The following is a 23,714-nucleotide window of genomic DNA, read 5'->3' on the forward strand; positions in this document are numbered from 1 at the left end:
CTTAAGGCTAATTTTATACTTTAACACCTAAAATCAAGCATGATTTCTACTAAACATAAGTGTTGCATTTAATATTGCAATTTAGAATCTATTTAAATTATTCTTTTCTACACTCATAATAACAGCTTCTATTTTCCCATTTTTTTCAATATCTAATATCCCAAAAGTAGGATTTAAAATATCTCCCCTAGGCATACTTATGCTCCCTGGATTTAAAAATAATATCCCATTATAGTATTCAATTATAGGTATATGAGTATGCCCAAAAAGTACAATATTTGCTCCTTGTTCTTCTCCATAATAGCTTATCCTATTATATCCCCATTTTACTTTGTATTTATGTCCATGAGTTATTAATATTTTTTTATTATAAATATTTATTATTTCATCTTTTTTATCTATCCCAAAATCACAATTCCCTGCTACATGATGCAAAGGAATATTATTAATTTCTTTTCTTAATTCCTTTGCATCCTCATAATAATCTCCTAAATGAATAATCATATCTAATTTATCTTTTATTTTTTCTATTACTTTTTTACTATAAGAAAGGATTCCATGGCTATCGCTTAAAATTAAAAGCTTCATCTATACCATGTCCCCCAATCTTTCCATAAGCTTATATTTCATTTCTTTTAATGCTTTTCCCCTATGACTAATTCTATTCTTTAAATCTTTTGGCATCTGAGCCGTTGTCATCTTATACTCTGGAACATAGAATATGGGGTCATATCCAAAACCATTTTTCCCTTTTATTTCATAACCTATCATTCCTTCTATTGTTCCTTTAGTAGTAATAATACTTCCATCTTTAAAGCCTGCTGCTATTATACATACAAATCTAGCAGTTCTTTTTTCTTCTTCTACTCCCTCAAGCATATTTAAAATCTTTTTATTTTTAATATCATAAGGCGTATTTTCTCCTTCAAAACGGGCAGAGTATACTCCTGGAGCTCCATTTAAATAATCTATTTCTAATCCTGAATCATCTGCCATTACAATATCACTTGTAAATTTCATAACTGATTTCACTTTTATTATTGCATTTTCTTCAAAAGTATTTCCATCTTCTATAATATCTACATCAATTCCTGCTTCCTCCATTGATACTATTTCTATATCAAGATCTTTCATTATATCATTTATTTCCACTATTTTATTTTTATTCTTAGTAGCAAATATAATTCGTTTCATTAATAACTTCCTCCAATAATATCTGCAATCTCTCCTAATACTTCTTTCTGTTTTTGTATTAATTCAATATTTCCTTTATTACCTAATTGTATTAAGGTATTTAAAATATCAAAAGAAAATGGAGATTTTTCTCCTGTCCCTTGAATTTCAATATATTCTTCTTTATCTGTCATAATGATATTCATATCTACATCTGCCCTACTATCTTCTTCATAACATAAATCTAGCATTGGTATTCCTTCCACTACTCCTACACTAATTGCTGAAACAAAATTTCTAATAGGCATTTTTTCTATAACTCCATTTTTTAATAAACCATAACAAGCATCTGCTAAAGCAACAAAACTTCCTGTAATTGATGCTGTTCTTGTCCCACCATCTGCTTGTATTACATCACAATCAAGAGTAATAGTTCTTTCTCCTAATGCTGAAAAATCTATCACTGAACGAAGAGACCTTCCTATTAGTCTTTGAATTTCAACTGAACGGCTATTCATTCTTAATTTGTGAATATCTCTTATATTTCTTGTTTCAGTTGCCCTAGGAAGCATGGAATATTCCGCTGTTATCCACCCTTCTCCTGATCCTTTTTTAAATGGTGGTACTCTATCTTCTACACTTGCATTACATATAACCTTTGTTTCTCCCATTTCAATTAATACAGACCCTTCTGGGTATTTAATATAATTACGAGTTATCTTTACAGGTCTAATTTCTGCGTAATCTCTTTTGTCCATTCTTTCCATTTATTTTTCTTCCTTTCTTTTTAGCCAATCTTCTTTTTTGTAGGAGTCAATTATTGTTCCTTCTGGAAAATAATCTTTTTCTCCTTCAATAAGAATTGTTATACTATTTACATCGTTAGCAGAAAAACCAATAGATAAAATCTTATCTATTATCCATTCTTCTGTTAAAGTTCCTCCATAATTTTTTATTTCTTTTGAAATATTTAAAATTAAATGTCCATCTTGAAACGTAACATTTATAAGTTTTGTGTTCTCTGGAATTAAATTTTCTTTATCAGTAGTATTCTCAAAAAAAGAAGTCAATTCCTTTCCAACCTTTTCTTCAGGTTTTTTCATTTCATAATTATTAACATAAGTTATTTGTTCTGTCAACGCAGGTGAAACAAACATTAGTCCCATAAATACTAAAATAAATAAATAAGTTGTTTCATTCATTATATCTACCTCCTTGGTATTTACCATTTTATACCAATCGGTAGATAAGTACAAGTTATTTCGTCTAAGAGATTTCTACATAATCTTATTTTATAATATATTTGCTATATTTAAAATATATAATTTCAAAATAAATGACAAATTTTAAGGAACCCTTTTACAGGTTCCCTATATATTTTATCTATTAGTAGGATATTTTTCAAAAATATCTATTATTCCCTTATAAAGAGCTTCTGCTGCATTTTGTTTAAAAGAATCTGATTTAAGAAGATTAGCGTCTTCTACATTACTTACAAATGCAATTTCAACTATAACAGCCGGCATTTTAGTTGTTCTAAGTACATAAAGTTCTGGTCTTTCTTTTATACCCCTATCTTGAGTTCCTAAAGTCTCTACAAGATATTTTTGAAAAATTTGAGCCATTATTTTCCCTGTTAATTCAGAGCTATCGCTAGTTGATGTCGGATAATATAAAACTTCCGTCCCTCTATGCGTACTATAAAAGGAATTATTATGTACACTTAAAAATATATCAGCTTCTACTTCATTTGCTAAATTACTTCTATCCTGTAGTGTAGGATATGTATCACTTGTCCTTGTAATATATACTTTAATATCTTCACTATTATTTTTAAGAAGATCATATAATCTTAAACTTATATCTAAATTTAATTCTTTTTCATATAATCCATTTCCTATAGCTCCTGGGTCTTTACCACCATGCCCTGGATCTAAAACCAATATTTTTTTATATTTTTCCCTTGGTCTTAAAATTGAAATAACTATGTAATTATCTTCTTCATATATATCATAAGCAAATACCTTCTTCTCTAAAAACTTAAATTCTGTTTTTCCCTCATCATTTAATCCTATTTCAATACTATCTAATTTCCCATCTCCTATATGAAAAATACCATGACCATATACATTTATATAATTATATGGAAAAGTAATTTTATATATTTTATTCATATAATCATCTTCTTGAACAATTGAATTAATATTAAAATCTTCATCTGGTTTTACTAATATTAATTTAGTACTATCATCATTTATATATTTTATATTTTTATAACTTGGAATAGATAACTGAATAGCAACTGCATTATTTTCTAAAGGAATAATTTCATATGCCGGTTGCCCATTTAAATCTAATACAATTCTAAAAGTATTTTCATCAAACTGTGATGTTCTTATTCCACTAATATATTGACCTTTTACTAATTCTTCAATAAATCCTAAACTAGATTCACAATTAAAAACATCTATGACTAATCTATCAGGAGTAGTTAATCTAAACACATTAATATTAGGAGTGTTATCTCCATTTATAATTATCATATCTCCTATTGTATTTTGAGTCAGCTCTATACTAGTTAATATAGTCTTCCTAATTTCTACAATTAAATTTTGTCTATCTTCAGACATTATAATATTATAATTTGATGGATTATTTAAATCAAATACAACTCTTACTACTTTAGGTTCAGAACTGTATTGGCTAGCTCTTATGGATTTAATAAAATTATTATCATCAACCTCTATTATTGTTTTTTCAAGTTCCATATTAGCATTATTTATATCTATAACTATTTTATCTTCCCAAAGCATATGGTCTACAGAGCTTATAGGGCCTGATGCTGAAATTTTAAATTGATAAGAATTATCAAGTATTTCTACATCAATAATATCTGTTGTAGGATGCGATTGACTTTCAATAATTGAATTTATTTCTTCTTTTTCTTTTATATCAATATCTGTTTCTAAAATTATTGGCTCTTCTGCTAGTTCTGTAGGTAAAGATGGAATGTCTTCTATATCTATATATTCTATTTCTTCCTCTATTTTTTCCTCTATTTCTTCTTCTATTTCTTTATTATTATCTATTTCTTCATCTATAATTTCTTCATTATTATCTATATCATCTTCAATATTTTCTTCTACTGTATTATCAATTTTTATCATACGTTCTGATTGAACCCATTCTACATTAAATCCTATTGTTTCTGCTACAAATCTAAGCGGAATCATAACCTTATCATTAATAATTTTAGGCTCCATAGGAATAGAAACATCTACACCATTTACCCATGCTTTATCAGTATTCATTTTAAGAATAACTAATGTATCTTCCATGCCTATATAGGCTTCCTTAGTATCAGCTTTCCATTCTACTATAGCTCCCATTGCTTCAAAAACTTCCCTTGTAGGAACTAAAGTATTTCCATCAAATATAATAGGAGGCATAACTGAATTAATTTCTTCTCCGTTTATAACTAATTTAATAGGTTTTTCATTATAAATATGAGTTTCTCCATCATATACCAAAGTAATTCCTGTATTCTCTTCAGCATAAATCTGAATTGTAGAAAAATTTATAATAAATATTAATATGTATGCTATATATTTTAATAATTTCATATTTCCCTCCGCTAGTATTTTATATTCTATCTTACATAAGAATTATATCAGAAATTATTTGTATATAAAAGTTTTTTAATGAATTTGAAATAATTTTGTAATAAAAAAATATTTCTTTTGGAATATTATGTCGAATTTAATAAGTGTGCTTATTTAATGTTTTTCTGTACAAACTATATTTAGGAGGTGTATATTTATGATTAATATAAATTGTTCTTATAAATGTAGTCATCAATTAGATGGAAAATGCACATTAAAAACGGCCTCTAATGTCTCTAAATATACCGATGAAAATTATTCTATTGACTGTCCTTATTTTGAAAACAAAAACATTCATAAAAAAAATCTTTCATCCTTAAAATCTTCTCTAAAATAGGGTCCTAAATAGGACCCCTATTTTATCATATTTAAAAATTCTTCTTCTGTAATAATAGTAATTCCTAATTCTTTTGCTTTTCTATTTTTAGAAGAATTAGATTCTATATTATTATTAATCAAATAATCTGTATTTTTTGTTACAGTTCCTGTTACTTTCCCTCCTAAAGATTCTATTTTTTCTTTTAATTCTTTTCTATTCTTAAAATGCTCCACTTTTCCAGTAATAACAAAAGTCTTATCTTTTAAAATTTGTTCTTCATTTATTTTAGTAACTTGTATTTGTAGAAGGTCTTTTAATTTATATATTCTTTCTTTATTTTCTTCTTTATTAAAATATGTGTAAATAGAATTAGCAATTATATCGCCAAATCCTTCTATATTTATAAGTTCTTCCATTTTACAATTAATTATTTTTTCTAAATCATAATTATAATATTTACAAAGTAATTTTGCATTACTAAGTCCTACATGATTTAATCCTAAAGCATATATTAAATTAGGTAATTCAACTTGTTTTGATTTTTCTATAGAATTTATTAAATTTTTATAGGATTTTTCACCAAATCCATCCATATTTTTTATTTCTTCTTCATATAAATATAAATTATAAATATCAATAAAATCTTTTATAAATCCTTTTTTTACAAATTTTTCAATAGTGGCCTCTGATAATCCTTCTATATTCATAGCATCTCTAGAAACAAAATGGGTTAATGTTTTAATCCTTTGAGCCTCACAATTTGGATTAGTACAATAAAGCGCTTTCCCTTCTCTAACTTGTATAATCTCCGTTTTTCCTTTACATACAGGACATTCTTTAGGAATCTCTATATTATTACTTTTAGTTAAATTTTCTGCAACTTGAGGAATAATCATATTAGCTTTATACACTTTAATAGTATCGCCTATTCCTAGTTTAAGGTCTTCTAATATACTTAAGTTATGTAAACTAGCACGATTTACAGTAGTTCCCTCTAATTCAACACTTTCAAATACTGCTACAGGATTTATAAGCCCGGTTCTAGATGTGTTCCATTGAATAGCTAAAAGTTTTGTTTCTTTCATCTCATCTTTCCATTTAAAAGCTATGGAATCTCTTGGAAATTTTGCAGTGCTTCCTAAAGATAAAGAATAAGATATACTATCATAAGTTAACACTAATCCATCGGAAGCAAAATCATTATGGGAAATATTTTTTTCAAACTCATAAACTACTTCTTCTACATTATCTTTTGTAACTAATTTATATTCTACTATATCAAACCCTAAACTTTTAAGCCATTCTAAGCTTTTAACTTTAGAATCTTCAAAATCTTTCCCTTGAGCTTCAACTAAACTAAAAGCAAAAAAATATACATTTCTTTTAGCTGTAATTTCATTATTTAATTGTCTTACACTTCCACTACATAAATTTCTTGGATTTTTGTATTGCTCCTCTGGAGGAAGATTTTCATTTATTTTTTTAAAATCAGAATATTTAATAACTGCTTCTCCCCTTAATATTAATTCTCCTTTAAAAGGAATAAAAAGAGGAATATTTTTAAATGTCTTTGCATTATTAGTTATATCTTCTCCAATTTCTCCATTTCCTCTTGTGACCCCTTGAAATAATTTACCATCTCTATAAGTTAATACAATAGTAAGTCCATCTAATTTCCATGAAAGTAGCCCTTTTTGATCTCCTAAAAAATTTTTTAATTGAGCAATTTCTTTTGTTTTATCCAAAGAAAGCATCCTTTGACTGTGTTTTACCTTTGGAAGACTACTAAGTATAGTATAACCTACTTTTTGCGTAGGGCTATCAGATAAAATTATTCCTGTTTTCTTTTCTAATTCTTGTAATTCATCATAAAGAGCATCATATTCTTTATTTGACATAATTTCCCTATCTTCTTGATAATAAGCTTTTGAAGCTTTATTCAAAATATTTATTAATTCTTTCATTCTTTCCATAATTTCCTCCTAAAGCCATAAATTATTTTTATACATATTTTTATAATACTATAATAGTCAAAAAAAATACAGACAAAAGTCTGTATTCTACTTATTTACTTATAACTTTCTTTTCTATATCATTTAAAAAACGAATCTTATTTTTAGTCATTTCTTGATACTGTTCTTTGGTTATTTTACCATTTTTTAAAAGATTTTCTGCAAATTCTAAAAATCTTTTAGTAATTTCAATTAGTTTTAGAAGCTCTTGATTATTTTCGTTTTTCATGGCATCACTTTCCTTATCTCAAAATAGTAGATAAAGCTTTTCTTTTTTATGTATTATAACATATTTTACTTTTTATTACAATTTTTCCAGCTGTTATTATAGTTTAAATATAATTGTATATTTAATTTATCTCTTATTATCTTTGTTTTTTATAATATTGCTACTTTTTACTTATATTTTCTATTAAAAGAATGCTCTACTCTACTACTTTTAGTTTTGCAAGCCCTGCCATTAATTTCTTTTTCCCGTATTTTGGAAATAAAACTGTAACTTCATAATCTGCTCCCGCATATCTAATATCTTCAACAGTACCTATTCCAAATTTTAAATGTTTCACTAAATCTCCACACTGATATTCTAAAGAAATATTTTTAGATCCTAAATTTTCTTTACTTGAAAGAGCCCCTTGATAAGGTTTGTAACTTTGTAAAATTCTATTCTTATTTCTAATTCCCGCTAAAAGATCAGATGATTTTTTTTCTTTATTTTTTATATTTATAAGTTCTTTAGGAATTTCTTCAATAAATCTAGATTGTCTATTATATTGGGTTGTTCCTCTAATTGTTCTAGATTTTGCATAACATAAATAAAGTTTTTCTTTTGCCCTAGTTATTCCTACATAACATAATCTTCTTTCTTCTTCTATTGCATCTTCTTTTTCTGATACAATACTCATATAACTAGGAAAAATCCCCTCTTCTAATCCTGTAATAAATACATATGGAAATTCTAAACCTTTTGCGCTATGAAGAGTCATTAATGTTACAGCATTATTTGTTTCATCATAATTATCAATATCTGCTACTAGAGAAACTTCTTCTAAGAATCCTTGTAAACTAGGTTCTTCTGCATTTTTATCATACTCTGAAGCTTTTGATATTAATTCTTTAATATTCTGTATTCTTTCTTTAGCTTCTTCTGTATTTTCCTTTTCTAGTTCTTTTAAATATCCTGTTTTTGATAGTAGTTCTTCTATAAGTTCCTCAACACTAGAAATTTCTGATTGAACTTGTAACCCACCTATTAAATCTGAAAACTTTTTTAATTTAGAGACAGCTCTTCCAAATTGAGATACTATTTCTTGTTCTCTAATAATATCAAAAAAACTCATACCACTAGATAAAACATATTCTTCTACTTTACTTACAGTTGTATTTCCTATTCCTCTCTTAGGAACATTTATAATTCTTTTTAAAGATAAATCATCAGAAGGATTTTGAATTACCCTTAAATATGCTAATAGGTCTTTTATTTCTTTTCTTTCATAAAATCTTACTCCTCCTAATAATCTATAAGGAATAGAATGTTTTATAAAATGTTCTTCTAATACACGGGATTGTGCATTAGTGCGATATAAAATTGCAAAATCTTTATATTCTCTACCATCTTCAATTTGATTAATAATTTCACTAGCAACTAAATCTGCTTCTTTATTTTCATTATCAGCTTCTATAATTTCTATTAAACTTCCATTTTGATTTTCTGTCCAAAGGGATTTTGATTTTCTTCCAAAATTATTTTTTATTACTGAATTTGCAGCTTCTAATATAATTTTAGTTGAACGATAATTCTGCTCTAATTTTATTATTTTTGCATTTTTAAAGTCTTTTTCGAAATCTAAAATATTTCTTATATTAGCCCCTCTCCACCCATAAATACTTTGGTCATCGTCTCCTACTACACAAAGATTCTGATGTTTAGAAGCTAAAAGACTTATTAATTTATATTGAGCAGTATTAGTATCTTGATATTCATCCACCATAATATATTCAAATCTATTTTGATAATATTCTAAAATATCTGGATGATATAAAAATAACTCTACAGTTTTAAATATAATGTCATCAAAATCTAATGCATTATTACTTTCTAGTTTTTTCTGATACATCTCATATATATTGGCTAATTTTTCTTTTCTAAAATCTCCCTTACTATTTTTATAAAATTCTTCAGGCCCTATTAATTCATTTTTTTGATTACTTATTGTTCCTAAAACATTATTTATAGGATAATTTTTTTCATTATAATTTAATTCTTTTAAACATTCTTTTATAATATTTTTTTGGTCAGCAGTATCATAAATAGTAAAAGAACGATTATATCCTAACTTATCAATATCTTTTCTAAGAATCCTTACACAAGCTGAATGAAAGGTACTAACCCAAATTTCTTCTGCCATTTCACCTACTAAGGCATTAACCCTTTCTCTCATTTCTTTAGCGGCCTTATTAGTAAAAGTAATAGCTAGTATTTTCCATGGTAAAACATTTTCCTTTTCTATAAGATAAGCTATTCTATGGGTTAATACTCTTGTTTTCCCTGAACCGGCTCCAGCTAAAATTAATACTGGGCCTTTTGTTTGCAACACAGCTTCTTTTTGTTTGGGATTTAACCCTTCAATTAAATTCATATTTATTCTCCTTTTCTAATTCAAAATAAAAACCTTTCCATAAAAATATTGGAAAGGGTTATTATTTATTATTTTTTTCTAATCTATCAAGTACCATATTATATCCATCTGAACCATATATTAATGAACGATTGACTCGACTTATAGTTGCTGTTGAGGCTCCTGTTTTTTCTGTAATTTCAGAGTAAGTTTTTCGCTGTCTTAACATCTTTGCTACTTCTAATCTTTGAGCTAAAGCCTTAATTTCATGAATTGTACATATGTCTTCAAAAAAGGAATAACATTCTTCTACACTATTAAGAGTCAAAATTGCTTCAAAAAGATGGTCCGTAGCCTCATCTTTAATTTTGGAATTCATTTTATTACTCCTTTCATACCTCCTATAACACTTTTTAATATTTTACAGTATGAAAGTACTAAAGTCAAGACAGAAAATTCTTTAATGTTTCTACTGAAGTATTTACAACTAAATGCTCTGGAACCTCTATGTCTTTTATAAGTTCTTCAATATATCTAAAATTCCCTACATCAAAACAAATATGAGCATCACTTCCCATAATAAAAGGCATATTTATATTAATACATTCTTTTATTATATTTAAAACAATGTCAGATCCTCCAGCTCTAAAACTTCCTGGTCTTAATGAATGATTGTTTATTTCAAGTAAAGTTTTATATTCTTTAGCAGCACTTACTACTTCTTTTACATCAATAGGATATCTTGGATCTCCTGGATGTCCTATTATATCTATATGCGGATTTTCCATAGCTTTTATTAAAGCATTTGTATTTTCTTTCATACTCCCTGGATTAATACATGGGGGATGAAAACTGGCAATTACAATATCTAACATTTCTAAAGTTTCTTCATCTAAATCTACATTTCCACTATAATCTATTATATTTGTTTCTACTCCTTTTAAAATTTCTACTCCATATATTTTTTTAGGAATTACAGACATATTATGAAAATGAAATAAATGAGCTCCTCCAGGTAATCTATCCGAATGGTCAGTAATAGCTATTAATTCTAAACCTGTATCAGAAGCATACTTAGCATTTTCTAATAATGTGCTATAAGCATGCCCACTAGAAACTGTATGGCAATGAGTATCTAAAACAAATTTCATTAAAATTCATCTCCTTAAGTCTCCTATATTTAATTAATATAAATATATTAACACATTATTATACTATTGCAAGTTTATTATAAATAAAAAATCCACTATACTTTTGTATAATGGATTTTTATTTATATTTTAAATTCCCTGTTATATTATATTTAATCCATTCACATATATTAGTAGCATGGTCAGCCATTCTTTCAAGATATTTTACTATAAAAATAAAATATGTTCCCTGCATAATAAAATTTGAATCTTTTTTCATTAATGCTTGAATTTCCTCTATAATATCATAAAAATATTGATCTACAATATCATCTTCTTTAATAACTTTATCAGCTTTTTCAATGTTTTTCTCTATATAACTATCTATCGTTTCTTTTACCATTTCTTTTACTTTATCTGCCATTAAAGGTATATGAACAAGAGGTTTTTTATAATTTTCTTTTGCAAGTTTAATAACATACTCAGAAATATCTGCACAATGGTCTGCAATTCTTTCTAAATCAGTTATAATCTTTAAAATAGAAGTTATTAATCTTAAGTCACTAGCTATTGGTTGCTGTCTTGCAATAATCATAATACATTCTGTTTCCATAGAAATTTCCATATTATCAATTTTGTCATCTCTTTTTATTACTTCTTTTGCTAATTCTATATCTTGATTTTTCATAGCCTTAATTGTATCACTTATAGATTGTTCTATCATTACTCCCATTTTTAATAAATCATTATGCATTTTATTTAATTCTTTTTCAAATTCATATCTAGTAGACATATTTTCAATCCTTTCATTTGATTTTATTATCCAAATCTTCCTGTAATATAATCTTCTGTTTTCTTATTTTTAGGATTACTAAATATTTTTTCTGTCTTATCAAACTCAATTATTTCTCCTAATAAGAAAAATGCTGTATTATCAGAAATACGGGCAGCTTGCTGCATATTGTGAGTTACTATTATAATAGTATATTTCTTTTTAAGTTCTACTGCTAAGTCTTCTATTTTTAAAGTTGAAATAGGGTCTAAGGCTGAAGTTGGTTCATCCATAAGAAGAACTTCTGGTTCTACAGCCAAAGCTCTAGCTATACATAGTCTTTGTTGTTGTCCACCTGATAATCCTAAAGCATTCTTTTTTAACCTATCTTTTAATTCATCCCAAATAGCAGCTGATCTAAGACTTTTTTCAACTATTTCATCTAATATAGATTTCTTTTTTATTCCATGAATACGAGGACCATAGGCTATATTATCATAAACACTCATGGGAAAAGGATTAGGTTTTTGGAAAACCATTCCTACTTTTTTTCTTAATTTTATGACATCTATATCTTCAAATATATCTTTTCCATCTAGCTTTACTTCTCCAGTAATTTTTACTCCTTCAATTAAATCATTCATTCTATTAAGGGTTTTTAAAAAAGTTGATTTTCCACAGCCTGAAGGACCTATAAAAGATGTAATTTCTCTATCTGGAATATCTATACTAATATTTTTTAATGCTTGAAATTCTCCATAAAATAAATTTAAATTTTTTATGCTAAATTTTGCATTTTTCATTTTTATCTCCTTCCATTACATTCTAGTCTTGTTAAATTTTTTGGACATAAAATTAGCCATAAAGTTAATTATTAAAACAACTATTATTAAAACTGTAGCCGTAGCAAATCCTTTATCAAAATCTCCTTCTTTTGTCAAAACATACATATGAACTGATAATGTCCTAGATGAATCCATAATACTCTTTGCCATCCTTGGTGCAAAACCTGCTGTAAAATAAACAGCAGCTGTTTCCCCAACAATACGACCAATACTTAAAATTATAGAAGTAATAATACCAGAAATAGCACTGGGAAGAATAACTTTTATTATTGTTTTTAACTTTGAAGCGCCTAATCCTAAACTTCCTTCTCTATAAGAATTAGGAACTGCTTTTAAAGATTCTTCAGTTGTACGAATAATGGTCGGAAGAACCATAATACTTAAAGTCATGGCTCCAGATAATATGGAATATTTCCATCCTATTTGATTAACAAAAAATAAATATCCAAATAATCCAAATATGATAGATGGTATCCCTGATAGACTTTCTGTCGCAAACCTAATGATTCGAACTATTTTCCCTTGTTTTGCATATTCAACAAGATATATAGCTGCACACACTCCTATAGGAGTAGAAATTAATATTGATAATAATACAATATAGATAGTTGTTATTATCATTGGGAAAATTCCACCTTCATTAAATCCTTTAGGAGCTGTAGATAAAAATTCCCAATTAATTTTTCCTATTCCATTAGCTACTACATAAATTAAAATCCATGTAAGAATTCCTACTGTTATAAATGAGGATATAATAATCATTGTCATTAATATTGCGTCCTTAATTTTTCTAGTTTTCAAATTACTCACCTACTTTATGAGTTAAAATGTTTAATATTATATTTAAAATAATAATGAAAATAAATAAAATAACTCCTGTAGCAAAAAGTGCTTCTTCTGCTAATCCAAAAGCATAACCCATCTCTAAAGCTACATTAGCTGTTAGAGTTCTAATAGGTTTTAAAATAGATTTAGGTATAATAGCTGCATTCCCAGAAATTAATATAACAGCCATAGTTTCACCTATAGCTCTTCCTATTCCTAAAACTATCCCTGCCATTATTCCAGATTTAGAAGCAGGAAGTATTACCTTAAATATAGTTTGAATACGGGAAGCCCCCATAGCTAAAGAACCTTCTTTATATTCTTTTGGTACTGCACGAATTGAATTTTCAGAAATACTAATAATAGTAGGCAATATCATTATTCCTAATATTATACATACAGCCAATAAACTATTTCCAGGTCCACCAAAATTCTTAGATATTAGAGGAACAATAGTAAGTAATCCAAAAAAACCATAAACAACTGATGGTATTCCTGCTAATAGTTCCACAGCAGGCTTTATAATATTTACTAACCATTTTGGCGCTATTTCTGCAATAAACACTGCTGTTAATATACCAACAGGAACTCCTATAATAATAGCCCCCAAAGTAGCATATAAAGACCCCAATATCATTGGCAATATTCCAAATATTTCTGCTTCTGGATTCCATTTCGTTCCAAGTATAAACTTAAATATTCCTATTTTAAATATTGCAGGACTTCCTTTAACAAATATAAAGATTGTAATCATAGCAACACTTAAAACACTCATAAATGCACATAACAAAAAAATTTTTTCTGTTATTTTTTCTAATATTTCTTTTCCTTTAATTTTTTTCTTTTGATTTTCTTTTTTCTTTAAATTAATTTTATTTAGAAATATAGGTAGACCTACTTCTTTTATGCTCATATCTTTCCTCCTATTTATAAACATTTTCATTAATGAAATAACGGAACGATTTAAAATCGTTCCTAAAACTTATTTTGCTGGAATATATTTTTCTGCTACTATTTTTTGCCCTTCTTCTCCTAGAGCATAATCAAGAAAGGCTTGTGCTTCTTTACTTATTTCTCCTTTAGTTACCATAAGAAGATGTCTAGAAATTTCATAAGTTCCTGCTTTTACGTTTTCTACTGTTGCTTCTACTCCATTAATAGTTAATGCTTTTACTGTTTCGTCTAAATATCCAAGGGAAAGATATCCTATCCCATTTTTTTGTTGTGATAATGAAGCTTTTAAAGCTCCATTACTATCAAATGTAAGAGCATCCTCTACCATAGCACTTACTTCTTTACCTTCATCATTTTTATCTAAAAGTCCTACAATTTCTTCAAAAGCTCCTCTCGTTCCTGAACCAGCTTCACGACCTAAAACAACTATTTGTGCATCATTTCCTCCAACTTCCTTCCAATTTTTAATTTCTCCTCTAAAAATTTTATTTATTGTTTCTTTATCTAAATCGGATACGGGATTTTCTGGATGTACAACCACTGCTATACCGTCATATGCCAACACATGTTCAGTTAACCCCCACTCTTTTTCTTCTTCTTTTAATTCACGAGAAGCATTTCCTATATCAACAGTTCCTGCATTCGCATCTTTAATTCCTGTAGAAGACCCTCCTCCTTGAACGTTAACAGTAATTCCAGGTTCTACTGATGCAAAAGCATCCGCTATTGCTTGTGCAACAGGCAATACTGTTGTTGACCCACTCATAGTTACTGTACCTTCTAGCTTATCTTCTCCTTGATTTACTACATTTTGTTCTTGTTGTGCTGTTTGATCTGATTGAGTTTCTTCTTTATCACTATTACATCCTACAAAAATTGTTACCACCATAGTTAATATTAAAATTAAATTAAATATTCTCAACTTCTTCATTATTTCCCTCCTCAATATTTTACTTTCTTATTTGTATTTTACTCACAAGAATACTCTAACAACTTTTTGTTAATGCTCTATAATGATTATGTTAATTTCATGTTAACTCTTATTATTTTATAATTTAAAAACATTAACTGTTTTCTTCAATTCCTGGGACATCTGCATTAATTCTTCACTTCTTCTAAAAATTTTTTCCATATTTAAAACTTGATGTTCTACTGATATATGAATTTGTTTACACATTTTTGTTGATTTATATATTTTTTTATTCATCTGTTCAATTTCTTTTATTATTTTTTTCTTTTCAGAATCTATATTTAAAATAGCTTTGTTTAATTGATTTATTTCATCAGAAATTTTTCTGCTATATTTTCTATATCTCTAAAAATATTTTCTGTATTTAACATAGCTTCATATTGTAATTTTGAAGTTTCTTTTGTTTCTTTCATTATTTTAGTTGTTTTTTCAACTTGCAAAACCATATCATCTAAATAATTATAAATTGTACTAGTTAATTCTTCCGTTTGTTTTGATAACTCTCTTATTTCCTTTGCTACAACTCCAAAACCTCTTCCATATTCTCCTGCTCTTGCTGATTCTATTGTTGCATTTAATGAAATTAAATTTGTTTGTTTTGCAATATTTTCAATATTATGTATAATATTTACTACTTTTTTAGTTTTTGTTTGTAATCCTTCTATTTCATATGTAACAATTTCCCCTAAATCCATATTTCTTTTAGAGGCTTTATGTAACTCTCTAACTCTATAAATGCCTAATCTATTTATTTTTTTATTTTCTTTTATCTTTTCTAATACAACTTCTTCATTATGAATAATTTTATTTATATATTCTGAAAATTGTATAATTTGTTTTAATATTTTATCTGATTCTTGAAATTGATAATTAGAAATATTTGATAATTGTTCTAAAGAGGAAGATATCTCTTGAACTGATACCGAATTTTGTTCACAAATTTGATAAAAATCTATAGAAGATTTATTTAATAACCCGCTAACTTTTAATATACTTTTTACTAAATTTCTTATTTGAGATATCATTTTATTAAATTGATTTGTTAATTTTCCTACTTCATCATTTGATTTTTTCTTCAAATGAATAGTTAAATTTCCCTTCTCTATCTTCCCCATTCCTTTCAAAAGTTCTTCCATTGGTTTAGTTATACTTTTTACAATTTTAATACTAAAACTTACTCCTAAAACTAATAATATAAACAATATAATTATATTTTTAAAAATTATATCTTTAATCTCTTTTTCTATCTCATTATTATCCATTGCTACGGCAAACTTCCAACCTGTTCTTGTATTTGTCACAAAATTCATAAAATATTCTACTCCATCAATGCTATATTTTAATTCACCCGAATCTATATTTTTTATAGTTTGAAACTTAATTTCTTTTGATAAATCTTTTCCAATTATTTCCTTATTTCCATGAGCTGTTATTATTCCTTCAGAATTTAAGGCAAAAGCATATCCTGTTTTTCCTAATTTAATATCTTTTAAAATAGAGTTAAAATAATCTACAGAAATTACAGCAGCAACAACTCCTATTACTTCTCCATCTTTATTAAATGTTTTTGAAATTATAATTTCTGGTTCTTTTGATTTTTCATTTAAAACAGGGGATGAATATACAACTCTCCCTTTATTTTTCATTGCATTTATATACCATGATTCTGTAGTAGGATTATAATTTTGGGGACAGAACTTATTTCTGGATATTGATAAAAATGATTTTTAAAACTAGCAACCATTAATTTTTTAATAACTCCATTACCTTCTTCATACTGTCTAAAATCTTCTAGTATTTTAATTTTATATTTTTCTGATATTAAAATATTAGTTACACTATTTTCCCTAGATATTCCTTGTAAAGTTAATTCAATACTTTTAAATAACATTTCAAAAGTTTTCTCAATTTGATTAGCTAATAATACTTCTGATTCATTAGCAAAATTTTTTATTCTTTTTGTCATAACAATAGAGCTAGTAATGATTACTACTATTAAACTAAAAATTTGCATGATAAAAACTACAAATAAAATTTTAGTTAAAATCTTTGTATTTGTTTTTATTTTAGATATTATCACCACATATCCTCCCATTTTAAGCTGTTTAGTTCCATCTAAATATATATATTATTTATAAAGGTATAATTAATTTTTGATTAATTTCTTGTTAAGTTTTAGTTATACAAATAAAAAAAGACAAGGTTTAACCTTATCTTTTTTATTGTTTATATGAAGTTAGTGGCAATAAAATTGTGAAAATAGTTCCTTCTCCTACATTACTTTCTACACTAATGCTTCCATTATATAATTTTACAATGTGCTTTACTATGGAAAGACCAAGCCCTGTTCCTCCCATTTTTCTTGATCTACCTTTATTAACCCTATAAAATCTTTCAAATAATCTTGGTATATGTTCTTTAGGAATTCCTATCCCTGTATCTTTTATGATAAATTTTAGAAAATCTCCTTCCCTTTTGCAAATAAGCGTCACTTTACCCTTTTCAGTATATTTTATTCCATTATCAATTATATTAATTAATATTTGTTTTATTCTATCTTTATTGCAATAAAAAAACGGTATATCTTTTTCAATATTTTTCTCTAATCCAATATTCTTTTTATCTGCTTTAGGTTTTAAAATTTCAAAAACTTCATCTATTATGTCTTCAACATTATTCATATTCATGTCAATATCTTTTTCTCTTGTTTCAATTTCAGATAAATATAATATATCTTGAATTAAACGATATAACCTTTCTGATTCTACATCTATAATTTCTAAAAATCTATTAGCTACTTTTTTATCCTCTATAGCTCCATTTTTTAAAGTATCTATAAATCCTCTAATAGAAGTTAATGGCGTTTTTAATTCATGACTTACATTAGATACAAAATCTTTTCTCATTTGCTCTAATTTTTTTATCTTAGTTATATCTTCAATCACAAGAAGACTTCCCATAATATATTCTTTATACTCTGTAGACCCTATAGGATTAGCATATACTCTTAATATTTTGTTATTTTCTCCATCAAATTCTAACTCTTGTACTATATATTTTTGACTTTTTAAAGAATTCTCTAATACTTCTAATATTTTTTGATTTCTTATTACTTCATAAACTAACTTACCATAACAATCTTTTTCTATTGAAAATATTTCATATACCTTAGGATTTATTAACATAATATGAAAAGAAGAATCTACAGCTATGATTCCCTCTGTCATGCTATTTAATATTGATTCTAATTTTATATTTTGATTTTTAAATTTTACAAATGAATATTTTAATTCTTTTACCATATAATTAAATGTATAAGCTAATTTTTCTATTTCTTTATATCCATTTAAATATACCCTTTTATTATAATTACCTTTAGCAATTTCTTCTGCAGCCATTACTAATTGACCAATTGGCTTTGAAATTTTTTTTGAAAAAATAAAAGCTATAATAAAAGCTATAACAATTCCTATTAATATTCCTACTACACTATAATTAATAATCTCTATGTTCATTTGACTAATTTCTGTTACAGGAATAGATAGTCTTAAAAAACCTGAAAATTTTTCTACATTTACATGATAAGCTATATACATATAATAAATTCCTAATGTACTACTATATCTTTTACTAAATCCTACTTCTCCTTTAGCAGCTTGAGTTATTTCCAATCGATTTATATGATTTTCCATAGTTTCTGGTAATGTTTCTGAATCTCCTAATACTATACCATTTTCATCTATAATTGTTAAACGACCATTTACAACTTCTCCATATTTTTTGCTAAATTCCTGAAAATCTATTTTTTCATTAGAATTAATTTCTTTTATAAAAATATCTGAAATAAGTTTTACTTTAACCAACAATTCTTCATTTAAACGATTATAATAATAATTTTGACTGGTCCTAATAGCAAAAAAACCTGTGACTAAACATGAAAATATAATTAAAATTATATATGTAACTAAAAGCTTTCTTTTCATATTTTAATTATTTTCCTCTCTAAATTTATATCCTATTCCTCGAACAGTTTTTATATAATATGGTAAACTATCATTTTCTTCTATCTTTTTTCTTAAATGTCTTATATGCACATCTACTGTACGTGTTTCCCCTAAATAATCATATCCCCATATTTTCTCTAATAAATCATCTCTAGAAAAAACTCTTCCGGGATTTTTAGCTAACATTCTTAAAAGTTCAAATTCTTTTAACGACATATCAATTATTTTGTTATTTTTTCTCACTGTTCTAGTTGTTTCATTAATTTCTAGATTATCAATTCTGATTATTTTTTCTTTTTCTTCTAAATCTTCTTTAAATTTTTGACGTCTTAAAACAGCTTTTACTCTAGCTAAAAGTTCACGAATTCTAAAAGGCTTTCCTATATAATCATCTGCTCCCATTTCTAATCCTAGCACAGTATCTATTTCTTCATTTTTTGCTGTAAGCATTATAACTGGAATATTCTTTATTTTATCATTATTTCTTATTCTCTGTAAAACTTCTAATCCATCAATTCCTGGAAGCATAAGATCTAATATAATCAAATCTACAGAAGAATTTACTTTTTCTATTGCTTCTTCTCCAGATTCTGCTTGTATAACTTTATATCCATTTTCTTCAAGATTATATTTTAGTAACTCTAAAATATGTAATTCATCATCTACTATAAGTACCTTATTTTGCATTTTCAATCCACTCCTTTAATCAAATTATACAAAAAAACGCTATATAATAGCGTTTATGAATTTATACCATATATATCCATATGCTTTGTTTTATTATATTTTATTTTATTTTAAAAATCAACAATTTATAACAATATTTATTTGGATAGTATAAACATATATTACTTTTTAAACTAAATTAAACAAATATTAATTGTGTATTTTTTTTTCGTATTGCAAATATTAATATTGAAAAATATTTATGCTGCAAGAAAGAAGGTATAATTATGTATAATATTTTAACTAGCGAGCAGCTATTAAAAGAATTAAATAAATTAAAGTCAATAATAAATAATTTTGATTATTCAGAACTTAACAATGTAACTTTTCTAAATTTAGAATCTTTATATACTTATATTTCTGAAGTAGAAAATAATCCTTTTCAAAGACAATATGAAGCTATCCAAGCTTCTCTAGATATATTAGAACCATTTATTCCTTTTGCTACAGGTAATAGAGCTAAAGAATTTTTAATTCAGGCTAGTCAGGCCAATTCTGATGAAGAAATTGAACTTTTAAAAAAGGAATTTGCATCTAAAATGAGAATAGATTTTATAAACACAATAAGAATGATAAATTCTGATTATGAATGGGAATCTCTAGTTCAAATTTGTGAGGCAATAAGACAAAGTAAAGAAAATAACTTATCATATGAATACCAAGATTAAATATATCTATTTATACTAAACAAAGAGGATATAATATCAAAATACATTGAATACTTTTCTATCTTTCCCTTTATCCATCCTCTTTTTTTCTCTTTAGGGATATGTCTTAGATGAGGCATATCTACTTTTTTAACTTTTAATCTCTTCTTTAAAATATATTTAGTTATAGTAATTTCTACTCCGTATTTAGAACTTTTTAAATGAGGAATTTTAGTTAATATTTCTCTTCTAATTAATCTTTGTCCTGATAAACAAGGCAGGATTTTATGAGATATATCTGTAATAAAATTTCCTTTAGTGAACCTTCCTATTATCATATCTATATTATCATATTTAATATATTCAACCATAGAAATAATATGTTCTTTTGTTAATCCTTTTAAGTCTGCATCTAAAAATAATACCCATTCTCCAGTACTTTCTTCAACTCCTTTCATCATGGCTGCACCTTTTCCTAAATTAATAGGTAGGTCTATAATTGTTATGGAATATCTGCTTGCTTCTTTTGAAGTTTTATCCGTTGAACCATCATTTACAACAATAATTTCTTTAATAAAATCACATTCTATTAATACTGATAAAACTTTTCCTATTCTTTCTTCTTCATTATAAGCAGGAATAATAGCTGATATATTCATAAATATACTCCTTTATTCATTGCTTATAAATAGTATTAACAATACTAATTATATTTATTTATCTTATTGACCTTTTTTTAATAAAGTTTTACTATAATAAATATATTTTAAGAATGGAGTTTTTATATGAAATGGGGAAATAAACCTTATTACTCTTTAGATTTTTATCTTCGTCAAAAATTTGGACAAAAAGTTTTTAAAATTTCATTAGATGGTGGATTTACCTGCCCTAATAGAGATGGAACTATATCTGAAAAAGGATGTATTTTTTGTAGTGAAAGAGGGTCTGGTGATTTTACTCCTCCTTCTCATCTTTCTATTACAGAACAATTTATAAAAGGTAGAAAACTTTTAGAAAAAAAATGGCCTTCCGGAAAATATATTGCCTACTTTCAAGCTTTCACTAATACATATGCTCCTATAAAAGAACTTAGAAAAAAATATGAAGAAGCTCTATCTATACCGGGTGTAGTCGGAATAGCTATTGCTACTCGTCCTGACTGCTTAGATAATTCTGTTTTGGATTTATTGGAAGAAATTAATAAAAAAACTTATCTTTGGGTGGAATTAGGCCTTCAGTCCATTCATGAAACTACAGCATCATTAATTAATAGAGGATATTCTCTTTCTTGTTTTGAAGATGCGGTTAATAATCTTTTCAAAAGAAAAATTGAAGTTGTAGTACATTTAATATTAGGGCTCCCTGGAGAAAATAAAAATGATATGCTTGATTCTATTAAATATATAAATAATATGCCAATACAAGGAATTAAACTTCATCTTCTTCATGTTTTAAAAAATACTCCTCTGCATTCAATCTATAAAAAAAATCCATTTCATATCCTTGAAATGAAAGAATATGTTAATTTAGTGATTGATTGTTTAGAAATACTTTCTCCTTCTATCGTTATTCATAGAATAACTGGAGATGGTTCTAAAAATATTCTTGTAGCTCCTACTTGGAGTAAAAATAAACGGGCTGTATTAAATGAAATACATAAAACTTTTAAATTAAGAAATACTTGGCAAGGTAAATTTTTTTCAATTTCTTGTACTAAATGATTTTTTAGTATAAAATAAATTTATTACCTGTAAACAAAGGAGGGATTTTGGTGTTCCAATCTTCAAATGAATTAGCTATAAATAAACTTATACTTTTATACCTCATTTCTAAAATAAAAATGCCTTTATCCCATGCACAAATAACTCAGTTTATTATGGAAAAAACTTATACTGATTATTTCTCTCTTCAACAATACTTAACAGAATTAGTAAATGCAGATTTAATAAATAAATACCAAGAAAATCATACTACTCGTTATATTATTACTAATAAAGGTATAATGGCGTTAGAATATTTTTCTTCTCGTATTCCAGAAAATATTAGATTAGAAATAGACGAATACATACAAAAAAATCGCCAAAATATAAAAAAAGAACTAGAAATTATTTCTGAATATATTCCTGAAAAATCAAATGAATATATGGTTTACTGCAAAGTAAAAGAAAATGACACTATTTTAATGAACTTGCAAATTAATGTAGCTTCAAAAAAACAAGCAAAATTAATTTGTGATAATTGGAAAAAAAATGCACCAAAATTATATAGCTCTATTTTATCCGATTTAACTAAAAATTCATAATTAATTTTAATTAAAAAGCCCTCTTCGTTGAGCTTCTTGAATAAGCATTTCATATTTTTCACGGGTAAATCCAAGAGCCAATTTAGCAATTTTTTTATGCGTATATTCAACTGTTCTCTTTTCTTCTTCTAATTCTTTTAACCATTTTTTAGTATTTTTTAAATCTTCCTTTAATCTATTTATTTCATTTAATAAATCTTGGTCATCTAACTCTATATATTTAGAAATTATTTTTTTTTCCATTTCCATTTTGAATCCTCCCTAATATATGTTAATATAATACAAATAATATATACTATTACTATTATAACCATATTAATACAATATTAAGTTTATATTACAATTTTATTTTTTTATTCCTGCCAAGTTTCTGATAAAAGTTATTTAATAAACCTACAATTTATTCAAAATAATAAAATCCAAAGCTTGTACTTATAAGCTTTGGATTTTATTATTTATCTTAAATCTCTATATTCATCATCTAATGGTATTATAGCCCAAAAAGCAATATAAACTAAAATTCCTATTATTCCCATTCCTCCTATAATGCTAAATAATACCCACATTATCCTAACAACTGTGGAATCAACATTAAAATACTCCGCAATTCCTCCACAAACTCCTGCAATTTTTTTATCTGTATTAGATAAATATAATTTTTTCTGCAATAAAACTCTCCTCCTTTTGATTATTTATTATAATATACTTTATTTTTTATATATACGTTCTATTTTAATAAAAGTTTATTTGCTAAA

General features: G+C 26.0%; 27 protein-coding genes. 4 read left to right on the forward strand and 23 right to left on the reverse strand.

From position 1 onward, the window contains the following. Positions 1-81: 81 nt before the first annotated feature. The 5 genes from OM90_RS09015 to OM90_RS09035 all read right to left on the reverse strand — a co-directional run bounded on the left by OM90_RS09015 (position 82) and on the right by OM90_RS09035 (position 4,796). Positions 82-588, reverse strand: a complete 507-nt coding sequence (locus OM90_RS09015; RefSeq protein WP_058486562.1) for a metallophosphoesterase — start codon at positions 586-588, stop codon at positions 82-84. After that, positions 589-1,194 (reverse strand): XTP/dITP diphosphatase, encoded by a 606-nt coding sequence (locus OM90_RS09020; protein WP_058486563.1) that lies wholly within the window; start codon positions 1,192-1,194, stop codon positions 589-591. It abuts the gene before it with no gap. Continuing rightward, on the reverse strand, positions 1,194-1,940 hold the full coding sequence (gene rph / locus OM90_RS09025; protein ID WP_058486564.1) for a ribonuclease PH: 747 nt from the start codon (positions 1,938-1,940) through the stop codon (positions 1,194-1,196). Before rph ends, OM90_RS09020 begins: the two co-directional genes overlap by 1 nt. Next, positions 1,941-2,375 carry a GerMN domain-containing protein gene (locus OM90_RS09030; RefSeq protein ID WP_058486565.1) on the reverse strand — a complete coding sequence of 145 codons (435 nt, stop codon included), beginning with the start codon at positions 2,373-2,375 and terminating at the stop codon, positions 1,941-1,943. 177 nt (positions 2,376-2,552) lie between these two features. Continuing rightward, complete coding sequence (locus OM90_RS09035; RefSeq protein ID WP_058486566.1) at positions 2,553-4,796, reverse strand: N-acetylmuramoyl-L-alanine amidase; 2,244 nt, start codon at positions 4,794-4,796, stop codon at positions 2,553-2,555. Positions 4,797-4,992: 196 nt separating this feature from the next. On the opposite strand from OM90_RS09035, the gene OM90_RS09040 reads away from it, so the two are divergent. Further along, the gene (locus OM90_RS09040; protein WP_058486567.1) at positions 4,993-5,172 is read left to right on the forward strand and encodes a hypothetical protein; all 180 of its coding nucleotides are present in this window, start codon (positions 4,993-4,995) and stop codon (positions 5,170-5,172) included. Positions 5,173-5,189: 17 nt separating this feature from the next. On the opposite strand, the gene ligA is transcribed toward OM90_RS09040, so the two are convergent. From ligA to OM90_RS09105, 15 genes are all read right to left on the reverse strand, one after another. Continuing rightward, entirely contained in the window at positions 5,190-7,118 is a 1,929-nt protein-coding gene (gene ligA / locus OM90_RS09045; protein WP_084758015.1) for an NAD-dependent DNA ligase LigA, read from the reverse strand. Between the two features lie 100 nt (positions 7,119-7,218). Further along, complete coding sequence (locus OM90_RS12795; protein WP_160323655.1) at positions 7,219-7,395, reverse strand: hypothetical protein; 177 nt, start codon at positions 7,393-7,395, stop codon at positions 7,219-7,221. A gap of 196 nt (positions 7,396-7,591) precedes the next feature. Further along, positions 7,592-9,805, reverse strand: a complete 2,214-nt coding sequence (pcrA, locus tag OM90_RS09050) for a DNA helicase PcrA (RefSeq protein WP_058486569.1) — start codon at positions 9,803-9,805, stop codon at positions 7,592-7,594. 61 nt (positions 9,806-9,866) lie between these two features. Next, positions 9,867-10,163, reverse strand: a complete 297-nt coding sequence (locus OM90_RS09055) for a YerC/YecD family TrpR-related protein (RefSeq protein WP_058486570.1) — start codon at positions 10,161-10,163, stop codon at positions 9,867-9,869. A 64-nt stretch (positions 10,164-10,227) separates the two neighbouring features. Further along, positions 10,228-10,935 carry a phosphatase gene (locus OM90_RS09060; protein WP_058486571.1) on the reverse strand — a complete coding sequence of 236 codons (708 nt, stop codon included), beginning with the start codon at positions 10,933-10,935 and terminating at the stop codon, positions 10,228-10,230. Between the two features lie 118 nt (positions 10,936-11,053). Further along, positions 11,054-11,707: a phosphate signaling complex protein PhoU gene (phoU, locus tag OM90_RS09065; protein ID WP_058486572.1), complete on the reverse strand. Its 654-nt coding sequence runs from the start codon at positions 11,705-11,707 to the stop codon at positions 11,054-11,056. Positions 11,708-11,733: 26 nt separating this feature from the next. Then, positions 11,734-12,489, reverse strand: coding sequence for a phosphate ABC transporter ATP-binding protein PstB (pstB, locus tag OM90_RS09070; protein WP_058486573.1), 756 nt, complete (start codon positions 12,487-12,489; stop codon positions 11,734-11,736). Between the two features lie 15 nt (positions 12,490-12,504). Further along, a complete protein-coding gene (pstA, locus tag OM90_RS09075) occupies positions 12,505-13,332 on the reverse strand; it encodes a phosphate ABC transporter permease PstA (protein WP_058486574.1) in 828 nt (275 codons plus the stop codon). A 1-nt stretch (position 13,333) separates the two neighbouring features. After that, positions 13,334-14,269 carry a phosphate ABC transporter permease subunit PstC gene (pstC, locus tag OM90_RS09080; RefSeq protein ID WP_278335804.1) on the reverse strand — a complete coding sequence of 312 codons (936 nt, stop codon included), beginning with the start codon at positions 14,267-14,269 and terminating at the stop codon, positions 13,334-13,336. 69 nt (positions 14,270-14,338) lie between these two features. Then, a complete protein-coding gene (locus tag OM90_RS09085) occupies positions 14,339-15,241 on the reverse strand; it encodes a phosphate ABC transporter substrate-binding protein (RefSeq protein WP_058486575.1) in 903 nt (300 codons plus the stop codon). Between the two features lie 117 nt (positions 15,242-15,358). Next, positions 15,359-15,517 carry a hypothetical protein gene (locus OM90_RS12800; RefSeq protein ID WP_160323656.1) on the reverse strand — a complete coding sequence of 53 codons (159 nt, stop codon included), beginning with the start codon at positions 15,515-15,517 and terminating at the stop codon, positions 15,359-15,361. Positions 15,518-15,585: 68 nt separating this feature from the next. Next, on the reverse strand, positions 15,586-16,926 hold the full coding sequence (locus OM90_RS09090) for a methyl-accepting chemotaxis protein (protein ID WP_058486576.1): 1,341 nt from the start codon (positions 16,924-16,926) through the stop codon (positions 15,586-15,588). A gap of 5 nt (positions 16,927-16,931) precedes the next feature. Further along, positions 16,932-17,360 carry a hypothetical protein gene (locus tag OM90_RS09095; RefSeq protein WP_058486577.1) on the reverse strand — a complete coding sequence of 143 codons (429 nt, stop codon included), beginning with the start codon at positions 17,358-17,360 and terminating at the stop codon, positions 16,932-16,934. Positions 17,361-17,499: 139 nt separating this feature from the next. Beyond that, positions 17,500-19,263, reverse strand: coding sequence for a two-component system histidine kinase PnpS (pnpS, locus tag OM90_RS09100; RefSeq protein WP_058486578.1), 1,764 nt, complete (start codon positions 19,261-19,263; stop codon positions 17,500-17,502). Between the two features lie 3 nt (positions 19,264-19,266). Further along, positions 19,267-19,971 (reverse strand): response regulator transcription factor, encoded by a 705-nt coding sequence (locus OM90_RS09105; protein ID WP_058486579.1) that lies wholly within the window; start codon positions 19,969-19,971, stop codon positions 19,267-19,269. A 266-nt stretch (positions 19,972-20,237) separates the two neighbouring features. Between OM90_RS09105 and OM90_RS09110 the strand changes: the two genes are divergently transcribed. Beyond that, positions 20,238-20,678 carry a hypothetical protein gene (locus tag OM90_RS09110; RefSeq protein ID WP_058486580.1) on the forward strand — a complete coding sequence of 147 codons (441 nt, stop codon included), beginning with the start codon at positions 20,238-20,240 and terminating at the stop codon, positions 20,676-20,678. On the opposite strand, the gene OM90_RS09115 is transcribed toward OM90_RS09110, so the two are convergent. After that, positions 20,675-21,316 carry a glycosyltransferase family 2 protein gene (locus OM90_RS09115; RefSeq protein ID WP_058486581.1) on the reverse strand — a complete coding sequence of 214 codons (642 nt, stop codon included), beginning with the start codon at positions 21,314-21,316 and terminating at the stop codon, positions 20,675-20,677. The genes OM90_RS09110 and OM90_RS09115 overlap by 4 nt on opposite strands. A 126-nt stretch (positions 21,317-21,442) precedes the next feature. Here OM90_RS09115 and OM90_RS09120 point away from each other — a divergent pair, with 126 nt between their 5' ends. Together OM90_RS09120 and OM90_RS09125 are read left to right on the forward strand one after the other, a co-directional pair. After that, the gene (locus OM90_RS09120) at positions 21,443-22,378 is read left to right on the forward strand and encodes a TIGR01212 family radical SAM protein (RefSeq protein ID WP_058486582.1); all 936 of its coding nucleotides are present in this window, start codon (positions 21,443-21,445) and stop codon (positions 22,376-22,378) included. A 50-nt stretch (positions 22,379-22,428) separates the two neighbouring features. Next, complete coding sequence (locus OM90_RS09125) at positions 22,429-22,959, forward strand: DUF4364 family protein (protein WP_058486583.1); 531 nt, start codon at positions 22,429-22,431, stop codon at positions 22,957-22,959. A gap of 6 nt (positions 22,960-22,965) precedes the next feature. On the opposite strand, the gene OM90_RS09130 is transcribed toward OM90_RS09125, so the two are convergent. Further along, complete coding sequence (locus OM90_RS09130) at positions 22,966-23,208, reverse strand: hypothetical protein (RefSeq protein ID WP_058486584.1); 243 nt, start codon at positions 23,206-23,208, stop codon at positions 22,966-22,968. A gap of 206 nt (positions 23,209-23,414) precedes the next feature. After that, positions 23,415-23,627 carry a PspC domain-containing protein gene (locus OM90_RS09135; RefSeq protein ID WP_058486585.1) on the reverse strand — a complete coding sequence of 71 codons (213 nt, stop codon included), beginning with the start codon at positions 23,625-23,627 and terminating at the stop codon, positions 23,415-23,417. Positions 23,628-23,714 lie beyond the last annotated feature (87 nt).

The sequence above is a fragment of the Defluviitalea phaphyphila genome, from assembly GCF_001466305.1.
GTDB classification, from domain to species: Bacteria; Bacillota; Clostridia; order Lachnospirales; family Defluviitaleaceae; genus Defluviitalea_A; species Defluviitalea_A phaphyphila.

Excerpts from the sequence above, each read along its gene's own strand:
- OM90_RS09015 (WP_058486562.1), bottom strand. The coding sequence starts at position 588 with ATGAAGCTTTTAATTTTAAGCGATAGCCATGGAATCCTTTCTTATAGT.
- OM90_RS09020 (WP_058486563.1), bottom strand. The coding sequence starts at position 1,194 with ATGAAACGAATTATATTTGCTACTAAGAATAAAAATAAAATAGTGGAA.
- rph (WP_058486564.1), bottom strand. The coding sequence starts at position 1,940 with ATGGAAAGAATGGACAAAAGAGATTACGCAGAAATTAGACCTGTAAAG.
- OM90_RS09030 (WP_058486565.1), bottom strand. The coding sequence starts at position 2,375 with ATGAATGAAACAACTTATTTATTTATTTTAGTATTTATGGGACTAATG.
- OM90_RS09035 (WP_058486566.1), bottom strand. The coding sequence starts at position 4,796 with ATGAAATTATTAAAATATATAGCATACATATTAATATTTATTATAAAT.
- OM90_RS09040 (WP_058486567.1), top strand. The coding sequence starts at position 4,993 with ATGATTAATATAAATTGTTCTTATAAATGTAGTCATCAATTAGATGGA.
- ligA (WP_084758015.1), bottom strand. The coding sequence starts at position 7,118 with ATGAAAGAATTAATAAATATTTTGAATAAAGCTTCAAAAGCTTATTAT.
- OM90_RS12795 (WP_160323655.1), bottom strand. The coding sequence starts at position 7,395 with ATGAAAAACGAAAATAATCAAGAGCTTCTAAAACTAATTGAAATTACT.
- pcrA (WP_058486569.1), bottom strand. The coding sequence starts at position 9,805 with ATGAATTTAATTGAAGGGTTAAATCCCAAACAAAAAGAAGCTGTGTTG.
- OM90_RS09055 (WP_058486570.1), bottom strand. The coding sequence starts at position 10,163 with ATGAATTCCAAAATTAAAGATGAGGCTACGGACCATCTTTTTGAAGCA.
- OM90_RS09060 (WP_058486571.1), bottom strand. The coding sequence starts at position 10,935 with ATGAAATTTGTTTTAGATACTCATTGCCATACAGTTTCTAGTGGGCAT.
- phoU (WP_058486572.1), bottom strand. The coding sequence starts at position 11,707 with ATGTCTACTAGATATGAATTTGAAAAAGAATTAAATAAAATGCATAAT.
- pstB (WP_058486573.1), bottom strand. The coding sequence starts at position 12,489 with ATGAAAAATGCAAAATTTAGCATAAAAAATTTAAATTTATTTTATGGA.
- pstC (WP_278335804.1), bottom strand. The coding sequence starts at position 14,269 with ATGAGCATAAAAGAAGTAGGTCTACCTATATTTCTAAATAAAATTAAT.
- OM90_RS09085 (WP_058486575.1), bottom strand. The coding sequence starts at position 15,241 with ATGAAGAAGTTGAGAATATTTAATTTAATTTTAATATTAACTATGGTG.
- OM90_RS12800 (WP_160323656.1), bottom strand. The coding sequence starts at position 15,517 with ATGAATAAAAAAATATATAAATCAACAAAAATGTGTAAACAAATTCAT.
- OM90_RS09090 (WP_058486576.1), bottom strand. The coding sequence starts at position 16,926 with ATGAAAAATAAAGGGAGAGTTGTATATTCATCCCCTGTTTTAAATGAA.
- pnpS (WP_058486578.1), bottom strand. The coding sequence starts at position 19,263 with ATGAAAAGAAAGCTTTTAGTTACATATATAATTTTAATTATATTTTCA.
- OM90_RS09105 (WP_058486579.1), bottom strand. The coding sequence starts at position 19,971 with ATGCAAAATAAGGTACTTATAGTAGATGATGAATTACATATTTTAGAG.
- OM90_RS09110 (WP_058486580.1), top strand. The coding sequence starts at position 20,238 with ATGTATAATATTTTAACTAGCGAGCAGCTATTAAAAGAATTAAATAAA.
- OM90_RS09115 (WP_058486581.1), bottom strand. The coding sequence starts at position 21,316 with ATGAATATATCAGCTATTATTCCTGCTTATAATGAAGAAGAAAGAATA.
- OM90_RS09120 (WP_058486582.1), top strand. The coding sequence starts at position 21,443 with ATGAAATGGGGAAATAAACCTTATTACTCTTTAGATTTTTATCTTCGT.
- OM90_RS09130 (WP_058486584.1), bottom strand. The coding sequence starts at position 23,208 with ATGGAAATGGAAAAAAAAATAATTTCTAAATATATAGAGTTAGATGAC.